Origin of the sequence: Pseudoalteromonas sp. MMG012 (assembly GCF_018100875.1) — a bacterium.
Lineage (GTDB): Bacteria > Pseudomonadota > Gammaproteobacteria > Enterobacterales > Alteromonadaceae > Pseudoalteromonas > Pseudoalteromonas aurantia.
The window spans coordinates 116,108-126,560 of record NZ_JAGJEF010000006.1; the positions used below are offsets into that span (position 1 = coordinate 116,108).

The following is a 10,453-nucleotide window of genomic DNA, read 5'->3' on the forward strand; positions in this document are numbered from 1 at the left end:
TCATTGTGCGGCTCCAGTAAGTAGGTGCTTTACATTCAAAGTCATTTCTTTATTTTTATAGCGAGTGTGAATTTCTGGAGTAAGCGTTAAACCACTCTTAGTTATATATATTTCTTGAGGTTGGAAAAAAAGAAACTCAAGATCAATAGCGCGAAGTAACTCACCCTTAGGCTGAGTGACAATTTTAAGCTCTCGACCGGCGAACTTAATTAATATCGATTGATTATGAGTAAAAGCATGTTGCCCTGATTTTGATATAACTTGATTTAATGAGAGTAACTCAGCTTTTGCCTCGACTCTTTCTAAACTATTAAATGCGAGTGGCCCGACAATACCCATTAATAGTGCAGTGATGATCATAACTACCATCAATTCAATTAATGTAAACCCGTTATTATGACTAAATAAAGCAGACATCAAAAACCAATATCATTAAGCGACACCATACTAAGCAACATCACGACAACAACGCTCCCGATAATCCCACCCATAAAAAGAATCATTAATGGCTCAAGTAACGTTGTCATCTTACTCGTCCACGACTCAAACTCTTGTCTAGAACGGTTGGCGATTTCTTGAAAAACCCTTTCTAAATTTCCTGATTCTTCTCCCACCTCTAATAATGAAACAAAAAATTCTGGGTATAAAGATGTTTGTTTTAAAGCTGATGTTAACAAACTTCCACGCTTAACTTTAGCTCTAGCTATCTCTAGTTCTCGCTTAATAATATGGTTTTTGATGTTCCCTATCGATAAGTCCATTGCTCGATCTATCGCCACACCAGACTTTATCATCATAGCTAAACCTGAATTAAAGCGAATTCTTTCCACCATTAAAATTGCTCCTTTTATCAAAGGTAAGCGTAATGCTACTTTTTGAAACCTTCGAACAACTGAAGGTTTTTTCAGGCTAAAAGTTAACCCTAAAGTCATTATGAAAAGAAATAATAGTAAGAAATATTGGTAATGAGTCATCCACTCACTAGTACTAAGCATTATCTGAGTATACCAAGGTAGGTCTTTTGCCTCAGAAAACATAACTGCCATTTTAGGAATAATGACATTAAATATAAAAAAAATGCTTAAAAGACAAACTGATAATATTACTAGGGGATAGGTCATCGAACCTATTACTTTAGCTCTTAGATCCCGTTTAAACTTAAGGTCTGTAGCTAAATCAGAAAAAATCACACTTAAACTACCAGACTCTTCCCCTAGTTCGATTAAATTACAATATAATTCATCAAAAATTAAAGGATGAGAACGACATGCAGAAGATAACGAACTCCCTTGTTTTAAATCTTTACTAATGGCATTTAATACAAGTGAAAGAGCGGGCTTTGCTTTTGCTTTCCTTATTATATCTATACCTTTATCTATTCTAACACCGCTTTCAAGAAGTAAACTCAGTTCTGCCGTTAAGAACTCTAGATCAGCCAAAGATACTTTACTAGATATAAATGAAAAGCCTTCTCGTGTATCAAGTTTATTTAACTTGACAATATGTAACCCCTGTTTTTTTAATTCAATTAGGGCCACTTCTTGTTTCTTAGCCTCTATTTGTCCTTCTACTTTCGCGCCTGACGAATCAAACCCTTTATATTCAAACCATATCATTACCCTGCAACCCTTAGAACTTCATCTATTGTTGTAAGCCCCTGACATGCTTTATAAAGCCCATCTTCCAACAGTGTTCTGCGATGTATGCTGCGGTTATGTGATTTCGCACGTTCAATAAAATCTGAGTTTTTTGGCAATGATTTAATAGTTTCATCACAATGAAGATATTCGGTAACAGCCATTCGCCCTTTAAAGCCAGTGAAAGAACAATGCTCACAACCGCTGCCCTTTCTTAAGTCAACCATTTCCAAACCATAAGATTTAATAAAGTTAGATAACTCGTACTTATCAATCAAAGACGCTGATTCTGGATGCGGTACACTACACATAGTACACAGTTTCCTAGTTAAACGCTGTGCAACAATTGATACTAAAGCCGCGTTTAATAAAAACTCTTCAACGCCTAAATCAAGTAAGCGAGTATATGCACTCGCTGCATCATTTGTATGTACTGTACTAAATACTAAGTGCCCAGTTAACGCAGACTGTAATGCTATTTGTGCCGTTTCTTTGTCTCGTATTTCACCCAACATAATAACATCTGGGTCTTGACGTACAATTGACCTTAATCCTGCAGCAAAGTCAAAGCCAATATCACTATTAACTTGTACTTGATTGATCCCTGGTAATTGATATTCAACGGGATCTTCCAATGTAATAATTTTTACATCATCGTTATTTAAAGCATTTAAAAATGTATATAACGTTGTTGTTTTACCTGAGCCTGTTGGCCCTGTTAATAATACAACCCCTGAGGTAGATTTAATATCAGCTTTGATCATCGCTTCAATGTCATCAGAAAGACCTAATACAGACATATCGTACTGAACATTGTCTTTTCTTAAAAATCGCATAACAATGGACTCACCATCATTTAGGGGAAGCGCTGAAACTCGAATATCAATATCTTGGTTAGCAACTCGAGTTTCAATCTTACCATCTTGAGGGCGGCGTTTTTCGGCAATATCCATACCGGACAGAATCTTTAATCGCGTTACTAAAGGCATTTGCATTTTGGAAGCTAGCCTGTCGACCTCATGTAATACACCATCAACACGATACCTAACACGATATGTCCCTTCATATGGTTCAAGATGCATGTCTGATGCTCCTTGCCTCAAAGCTTTTGCCATCAGAGCATTAAGCAAATTAACAACTGGAGCTTCGGAAGCTAACTCCTTTAGCTTTTCTTCTTCAGCGTCACTGTATTCAAAATGACCCTCTTCGAGGTCAGTATTATCATATAATGCTCGCAAGACTTGTAATTGAGAATCACTAGCTACAAAAACCTCCGCGTGGATCTGACTCTTTTTCAACCAGTCATTAACCGACAAATCAAGAGGGTAGACAGAGGCAAAATACCATTTATTTTCAATAACTTTCAGCGGAAACCAGTCATGCTCTAATAAAAAAGATACTTCTTCAATCGCAAGTTTAGGTTGTTCTACATTTACCCAGTTATTCGGCTCAAACAGAGGTAACTCCAAGACAAGTGACAATAGCTCTGGGATTTGTTCATCTGACAAACAACCCATATTAACCAGTGTTGTCTCCAACCTACCACCATGTTTGCTCTGATAAGCTAAAGCTTTTTCTAGATCTTGGCTCAATATCTCAAACTTAGAGAGTAATACTGACTGAATATCCATTATTGGTGAACTATATCTTTATTATTGTCTTCGCCACCTTCTTTTCCATCTGCACCATAGGACATTAGCAAATATGGGTTTCCATCTTCTCCGGGGTTTTTGAATACATAAGGGTTTCCCCAAGGATCTAAGGGAATATTTTTAGGTAAATAAGGCCCATCCCACCGCTTATGTTCACTTTTTCTTAAACTTTCTAAAGAGCTTGGATATTGCCCTACATCTAACCTATATGTATCAAGTGCAGTTTCAAATGCCGACATTTGGCTCGCCGCGACGCCTCTTTCAGCAGTGCCCAATTTATCAAAAAACTTAGGAGCAACCAGCGATGCTAATAAGCCTAAAATAACAATAACAATTAACAATTCCATCATGGTAAAACCTGAATGATACTTACCATAGGCATTTTTTTTATTATTCATATTTCCTAACCCTAACAGCCTGCTTTTTAAAAATATATTTCCTAAGAAACCGTGCAACTTTCCATGCATGTTGAATACATGCCGAATAACTAATAAACACAACGACAAATAGAATTAACATCAGATACTCAGGGACACCTATTAGTTCCCCTAAAACACCAATAGCAGCAAAAATTATCGCAAAAAAACTAATACTGGCCAGTGCCTTTCGTGAACTAAAACCTATACGCATAAAAACATGATGTAAATGATCTCTATCGGCCATAAAAGGAGATTGTCGTTTCTTTATGCGCCGAATAATTATGGCCATCATATCCATCAAAGGGATTGAGATTATCCATAAGGCCGTGACAGGACTAAACGCATTACTTGTACTAGATTGAGTTGCTATCATTAGTAGCCAAATGACACTTAGCCCAATAAACATTGACCCAGCGTCGCCCATAAATATCTTTCTATTTTTGTGACCCAAGACACCTAGATTAAACGCTAAATAAGGTACTATTGTGGCTATAATAATCAGTGGTAACACACTCAGCTCACCACCATTGATAATCATTAAAACCAAAATGGCCGCAAATGTAATAATACTCATAGCGCCCGCTAAACCATCAATACCATCGATCATATTAAATGCGTTTATTGCCGCTATAACTGCTACAACAGTAAAAGGTATGCCCCAATAGCCAAGTTCAATACCACCAAAACCAAATACATTACCCAAATTATGAATATAGGTCTCTGACCCCCACATCATTAAAAGAGCAACTAGCGATTGAACACACAACCGAACTTTAACACCTAGTTGTCGGTAATCATCTATAACACCGAGGAGAACAATTGCAGCCGCACATATTAAATATACAACTAAACGACGTTCCATTGGTAAAAATACAATAATGGAAATTAACACAGCGAAAAAGATTGAAACCCCCCCTATAAGAGGGATAGCTCCAACATGACGCTTTCTATTACATGGGGTATCCACGAGGCCTACTTTTTCGGCCACTGGTTTGATCATAAAAATAGAGCAATAAGATGCTAAAAAAGCAAAAAAGATGACCATACAAATCCACATAATTCCATCAACTAATCAATATTAACGCGGTATTATATAGCATTTACGACATAAAAAAAATTGCCGATAACACTTAATAACAGTTTAGTCCTAAGACTTTTTAGAAATAACAAAATACCTGAATAAAACAATCATCAACGACAGCACAAACCCTAAGAAAAAAAAGCCGATACAAATCAGTGCTCGTTTCGGTCCGTCTTTTATGTCAGGAAGTATTGCTGGATCAATTGTTCTGAATACATATTGAGATTGCGTTAGAGCCAACATTTTTGTTTGCTCTTGCTGTTCTATTAATTGATAAAATATTTTCTGCATATCAGCTATTGATGTTTCGTTAAGTGTTTTTTTCAAGTAGTTGATCTTCGTCGTTGCTTGCTTTATATCATCTTCTTGCATGCGAGCATTAATTTCAATCACTAGTTTGTCCACTAAATCTTTCGCAACTACAGGAGAAAAATGTGTAATGGAAAGCCACACAAGATCTTTTTTCTTATCCTCAACCACAGTCAAATTCTGAGATAAAATATGTTCATAAACCTCTTGAATACCTGGCACAGAGTTCCGTGGAGGGCTAACGTCACGTATCCATTGCTCAGTATTGAGATCATATACATTAGAATTATACGTTAATTTATTAGCAGAAAGCTCCCAGCCATTCGTAGCCATTAATATTGGTTTCAAGTCATATTTATCAACAAATTGATTTAAAAAGCCTCGGCTTTGTAAAATTTGCAATGCCAATGCTGATTTATTTCCACCACTTCCACCTAAATTAACCCCTGCTATAGATGCTAATCCGCCTAAATCCGACTTTAATCCATTCAACATTCCGCCTTGAGCTTCTTCAACGGGAGATAGCAACGCTGTGGCTTTGTACACATTGGGCAAAGACAATGCGTAATAAACACCACAGACAGAGAAAACTAACGAGCAGAGGATAATAACTATTTTACCTTGGTACAACGCTCGTAAGATTTCTGACAAATCAATTTCATGACTTTTAATTATATCCGACTCTTTAATTTCCACAAAAATGCCTTATTTACTGCTTAATGAATTAAGCGACGCCGCCGCTAAGCCGAGTTGATAGATAATCTGAGTTGCGGTGCTCCATAGTGTTAGGCTATCAAGGTGTTGAGTATCTAATGGAACAACAATGGTATCTCCTGGGGACAATAAGTTACTTTTACTGTTCACTGCAAACCAAGAATTATGACCATGAGGGATGACCACTGAACCATTCGCTTTAATAATATAAATGCGGTCATCATCTGCCTTCTGTTTTAACCCACCACTTGCGGCTAAATAACTTTTCACATCTTTATTCGCATCATAAATATGTGTAGAAACAACATTCACCTCTCCAATCACACTGACTGAATCCTGCATTGGCGGAACATATAGTGCATCTCCATCTTCTAACTGCAAAGTTTGTGTAGATACATTGTCTAAATCTATAAGTAACCGACCTAACGCCTCTACTTTTGAAAGGTCTTTCAATATTTTATCCATGTCACTATATGATAAATTTGCGCTCGTAGCTGAGTTTTTTTGAAAACTGTTGGTCACTATATTTCTTCTCAGATCTTGCGTAAGCTTTTGTAATTGTGATGCTTCCTTTATTTTAATCGACTCTCTAGTGAATATGGCACCGTTTTTATGGGCAAATTTACTAAATCCTCCTGCTCGCTCAAGTAAGCTTTCTAATGTTTCTCCGCGTCGAATGGTATACGTACCTGGAAATGAAACCTCTCCAATTACTTCAACTTCTAACCGCTCTTGCCAATGTGGCTTTGGAAAAATATTAATTGTATCTTTACTGACAATTTCATGTGTTGGCGCTTCTAACTCATCTACCGCATTAAATTGTAAGTGTTGAACTTTATCACTTCCCTCAAAATCAATACGGGTTAATTCTACATTTTCAAGATAAGCTGATTCTAATAAACCACCTGAAGCATTTACCACTTTCTCAAAGTTAGCTAATTTAGGGAGCGGATAAACTCCAGGGAATTTCACCTTACCATTAACGGCAAACAATTTGGCAGGTTCAGTTGCAGATGATTGTTTCTGCAATTTTGCAATAATCGGAGACAATAAGTTATGACGACTAAATACAGCATACTCGTTATCTTTGATTTCATCATTTACTTCAAAAAGTGCAGATATACTGTTAATTGATTCTTTTTCTTCTAGATCTTCTTCTACCTGTAAGCCAATATAATTCAAGAACTCGTCTTTCTCATACTTCTTCCATAATCGAATATTTTCTCGCAGTTTCAACTGCTCCTCATTGTAGGCTAAGTCCGATAGTAATGACTGTTCATCTTCTATCAGAGCATAACGGCTAAAAACCACGATAATGTCATTACTGCGTAACTCAACATCGTGATTCTTTTTTATAACAACATCTTCCAAAGAAAACTGAATAACCTCTATGTCTCCTTCTAAATTAGCTTCCCTAACAACTAAAGAGTAAGAGTAATCAGCAAGAGAAAGTAGATCCTCTCTTGGGCTAGAAAATACATCCCTAACGGTCTTATTTGGCTGCCATTGATAGTGACCTGGGCTAGTTACAGCACCAACAAGTGTTATTGTGTTTTGTAATCGGCTTGACGTCGCATTAACTTTAATCTCATCACCATTATTAGGCTTATAGTTCGTGTTATTTGCAAAATCATAATTTAACGTAATGCGCTTTCCATCGCCGTTATAGCGCGAAACAGCCACTTTTGAAGTTTGCGCACTTGCTTTAAACCCACCAGACATAGCAATCACGCTGTCGATAGAATCGGTCTCTTTCAACTCAAAAATAGCTTGCCTATTCACCTCACCTTTTACTGTGATTCTTTTCGCCGCTGGAGGAATAAATACAACATCACCAGGCTTGAGTACTACGTCATTAGAGCTATCACCAAACAGCAGCAAATCGTATAAATCGAATTTAGTAACTAGTTTTCCAGCGCGTTTAACTTGAATGCTTCGAAGTGACCCCGTTTCATTTACGCCACCCGCTACAAACAATGCATGTGTCACTGTAGCTAATGGTGAGACCGTATAGCTTCCTGGTTTATATGCTTCACCAACAATCATAATACGCATTGGGTTTAACGTACCCATGCTAATAAATGCTTGCACACCTATCATTTCTTTAGAGACTTTAGCTTTCACTAATTCTTTGAGCTCTTGAAACTGTAGCCCAACAACCCCTATCGGAGATAATTCAGGTATTAATAAACGTCCTTCACGGTCAATCTTAAGCTCATGTTCCTGATTCATTTTACCGTAAAAGTTAATTTTGATTACATCACCGACTCCGACTAGATAAGTGTCCGGGATGGCTGCAAGCTCAGTCGGCATAAATGTGGTTGGATTACCCGCAAACAACTCGTACCCAAAGGGCTTTAATTTTTCTAATTGAGGCTTGAACTTCTCTTCAATCTCATAGGCCTCATCAAGTATTCGCGGTTGAATCGTTTCTTTTGGAAGTTCTGGTTCATTACTCGTAGTTGAATTTGTTTTTAAGCTACCTAAGTCCAACCCATATTTTTTTGCAAGCGCTTCTTGTTGAGCTTTTGGCAGCTTTTTGAATTGCTCCATCTGCTGCGCGGATGGAGAGGCTGCAATAGCACTTTCCATAAGCACACTGAAAAATAAACATAATAAAGCCGCAATGACCACCAATTTACTGAACTTCACAAATATACCCTTATCAATTAAGTGTGTGAGTTAACCGGCGTATTGTATCGTATTTCCAACATAAAAAAAATGGGACCAAAGGCCCCATTTTTGTTGAAAATTGTAATAACTAAAAGCTATATACTAACGTCAGTGACGTTTCAGTATCTGTACTTTCTTTGCCATCATCTACTTCTGAATTGTTTATAATGTTGTAAGCAACTTTCATTTGCAGCGAACCGTTAATCTTAGTTAACAAAGCAGATTCTGACGTGCTCTTCGTATTTGTGCTACCGGTTTCGACAGAAAAAAGTTGTGTGAACTTGGCATTTTCAGATATTTGCCAACTGTAATCCATTTTTGCAACGCCGATAAATTCGTTTTCAGAAGTACCCGCCAATGGTGTGCCATTGTCTAATTCAGTACTGTCATCTTGATACTCAAAACGCTTAACACCTGGACCCACTTCAAAACTCAGTTCCATATCATCACGGTCTAGTAACCTTAAACCATAACCAACCGATGCAACAGCTTCGGAACGATAAGCGCCAAAAGAGTCTGATACATATGAACCAAGCACGAATAAGTGACTGCTATCGCTATCAAGCTTATAATTACCTTGCATCGATAAAGAATATTTTTCGTTAGTACGCTCTTTTACTTTATTTCCATCGTCATTTTCAATTTCATCTTCTTTGAAAATGCCACTCACTTTATATTCATTGTGCCAATTTTCTAGCCGATGCTTTGCTTTCAAATTACCTTTTAGAGTCGTTGTTTCTGTATTACCGCTGGTAATGATAGCGCCCACTTCACTGGTCACTTCCCATGTTTGTTCACTTTTTATATCCTCAGCATAGGCATTTGACATCACAGCAACACATACACACATAGATAACAATTTAACTTTCATTACTTTTATAACCTTTCTGTTAAGAGTCTTTATGAAGGTGGACATCCATTTGAGGAAATGGAATACCAATTCCTGCTTCATCAAGAGAAATCTTTATATTTTCTACCAAACTAAAGTAAGTTGGCCAATAATCGGATGTGTTTACCCAAGGTCTCACGACAAAATTAACACTTGAGTCAGCAAGTTCAGATACGGCAACGGTGTAAGCTGGATCTGTTAAAAGTCGTGTTTCTTTGTCTAATACATTTTGTAATACTTGCTTCGCTTGCTTTAAATCTGCGTCATAACTTACACCAATCACCAAATCGATACGGCGGGTTTTCTCTCTTGAGTAATTGACGATTGCACCAGACATAATAGCCGAATTAGGCATAATAATAACTTTGTTATCAGGCGTACGTAACTCTGTAGAAAATATCTCTATCTTCTCAACACTACCTGACTTCCCGCCAGCTTCAATGAAATCACCTGATTTGAAAGGCCTTAGCATAATAATCAACACGCCTGATGCAAAGTTTGATAATGACCCCTGTAAGGCTAAACCCACAGCTAAACCTGCTGCACCGAGAATAGCGATGAACGATGTTGTTTCAATACCCACTTGTGATAGCGCCATCAATACCGTTGCAGCAAACACAAGTGCATAAATAATATTTGCAACAAACCCACCAACCGCTTTGTCAATTTTTCGCTTTGAGAATGCTTTTTCGGTCAATCCACTACAGAGTTTAGCAACCTTAATTCCTAACAACAGAATTACAACTGCCAGAATAACTTGAATCCCATAACGCAGTAACATATCTGAATTATCGTTTACCCAATTGATGATGGTTTCCATAGAGCCTCCTAGTGAGCGCTTATAATAGTTTTGTCGGATCTTACATAGGTTATATGAATATTTGCTGTATGGGATGACTTTTTTTACTTTTTTCCTTTTTTAGAAAAAATTGCATTTTTTACTTTGCAAGACGCGAATTATTATGTATTATCCGCGCCACACCAAACGAGGTGTGTTGTGGCGGCTGTAGCTCAGTTGGTAGAGCCCTGGATTGTGATTCCGGTTGTCGTGGGTTCGAGCCCCATCAGTCGCCCCATCT

9 protein-coding genes and 1 tRNA gene are annotated in these 10,453 nt (G+C 37.4%); 1 reads left to right on the plus strand and 9 read right to left on the minus strand.

Annotated features, from left to right (window positions below; all coding sequences use genetic code 11):
• The 9 genes from J8L97_RS03800 to J8L97_RS03840 form a co-directional block, all read right to left on the minus strand.
• A complete protein-coding gene (locus J8L97_RS03800) occupies positions 1-417 on the minus strand; it encodes a Tfp pilus assembly protein FimT/FimU (RefSeq protein ID WP_211047921.1) in 417 nt (138 codons plus the stop codon).
• Positions 417-1,616, minus strand: coding sequence for a type II secretion system F family protein (locus J8L97_RS03805; protein WP_211047922.1), 1,200 nt, complete (start codon positions 1,614-1,616; stop codon positions 417-419). The genes J8L97_RS03800 and J8L97_RS03805 overlap by 1 nt, the downstream gene beginning before the upstream one ends.
• Positions 1,616-3,268 (minus strand): GspE/PulE family protein, encoded by a 1,653-nt coding sequence (locus J8L97_RS03810; RefSeq protein WP_211047923.1) that lies wholly within the window; start codon positions 3,266-3,268, stop codon positions 1,616-1,618. Before J8L97_RS03810 ends, J8L97_RS03805 begins: the two co-directional genes overlap by 1 nt.
• Positions 3,268-3,687 (minus strand): type II secretion system major pseudopilin GspG, encoded by a 420-nt coding sequence (gene gspG / locus J8L97_RS03815; RefSeq protein ID WP_211047924.1) that lies wholly within the window; start codon positions 3,685-3,687, stop codon positions 3,268-3,270. The genes J8L97_RS03810 and gspG overlap by 1 nt, the downstream gene beginning before the upstream one ends.
• Positions 3,680-4,765: a UDP-N-acetylglucosamine--undecaprenyl-phosphate N-acetylglucosaminephosphotransferase gene (gene wecA / locus J8L97_RS03820; protein WP_211047925.1), complete on the minus strand. Its 1,086-nt coding sequence runs from the start codon at positions 4,763-4,765 to the stop codon at positions 3,680-3,682. Before wecA ends, gspG begins: the two co-directional genes overlap by 8 nt.
• A 90-nt stretch (positions 4,766-4,855) precedes the next feature.
• Entirely contained in the window at positions 4,856-5,794 is a 939-nt protein-coding gene (locus J8L97_RS03825) for a Wzz/FepE/Etk N-terminal domain-containing protein (protein WP_211047926.1), read from the minus strand.
• A gap of 9 nt (positions 5,795-5,803) precedes the next feature.
• On the minus strand, positions 5,804-8,449 hold the full coding sequence (locus J8L97_RS03830; RefSeq protein WP_409455148.1) for an SLBB domain-containing protein: 2,646 nt from the start codon (positions 8,447-8,449) through the stop codon (positions 5,804-5,806).
• Positions 8,450-8,573: 124 nt separating this feature from the next.
• On the minus strand, positions 8,574-9,356 hold the full coding sequence (locus tag J8L97_RS03835; protein WP_211047927.1) for a YdiY family protein: 783 nt from the start codon (positions 9,354-9,356) through the stop codon (positions 8,574-8,576).
• Between the two features lie 19 nt (positions 9,357-9,375).
• On the minus strand, positions 9,376-10,194 hold the full coding sequence (locus J8L97_RS03840; RefSeq protein ID WP_192508456.1) for a mechanosensitive ion channel family protein: 819 nt from the start codon (positions 10,192-10,194) through the stop codon (positions 9,376-9,378).
• 180 nt (positions 10,195-10,374) lie between these two features.
• Here J8L97_RS03840 and J8L97_RS03845 point away from each other — a divergent pair.
• Positions 10,375-10,450: transfer RNA gene (locus J8L97_RS03845), tRNA-His, on the plus strand.
• Positions 10,451-10,453: the final 3 nt, after the last annotated feature.

Coding starts and splice junctions, on each gene's coding strand:
- gspG (WP_211047924.1), bottom strand. CDS start 3,687: ATGAATAATAAAAAAAATGCCTATGGTAAGTATCATTCAGGTTTTACC.
- J8L97_RS03800 (WP_211047921.1), bottom strand. CDS start 417: ATGTCTGCTTTATTTAGTCATAATAACGGGTTTACATTAATTGAATTG.
- J8L97_RS03835 (WP_211047927.1), bottom strand. CDS start 9,356: ATGAAAGTTAAATTGTTATCTATGTGTGTATGTGTTGCTGTGATGTCA.
- wecA (WP_211047925.1), bottom strand. CDS start 4,765: ATGTGGATTTGTATGGTCATCTTTTTTGCTTTTTTAGCATCTTATTGC.
- J8L97_RS03810 (WP_211047923.1), bottom strand. CDS start 3,268: ATGGATATTCAGTCAGTATTACTCTCTAAGTTTGAGATATTGAGCCAA.
- J8L97_RS03840 (WP_192508456.1), bottom strand. CDS start 10,194: ATGGAAACCATCATCAATTGGGTAAACGATAATTCAGATATGTTACTG.
- J8L97_RS03805 (WP_211047922.1), bottom strand. CDS start 1,616: ATGATATGGTTTGAATATAAAGGGTTTGATTCGTCAGGCGCGAAAGTA.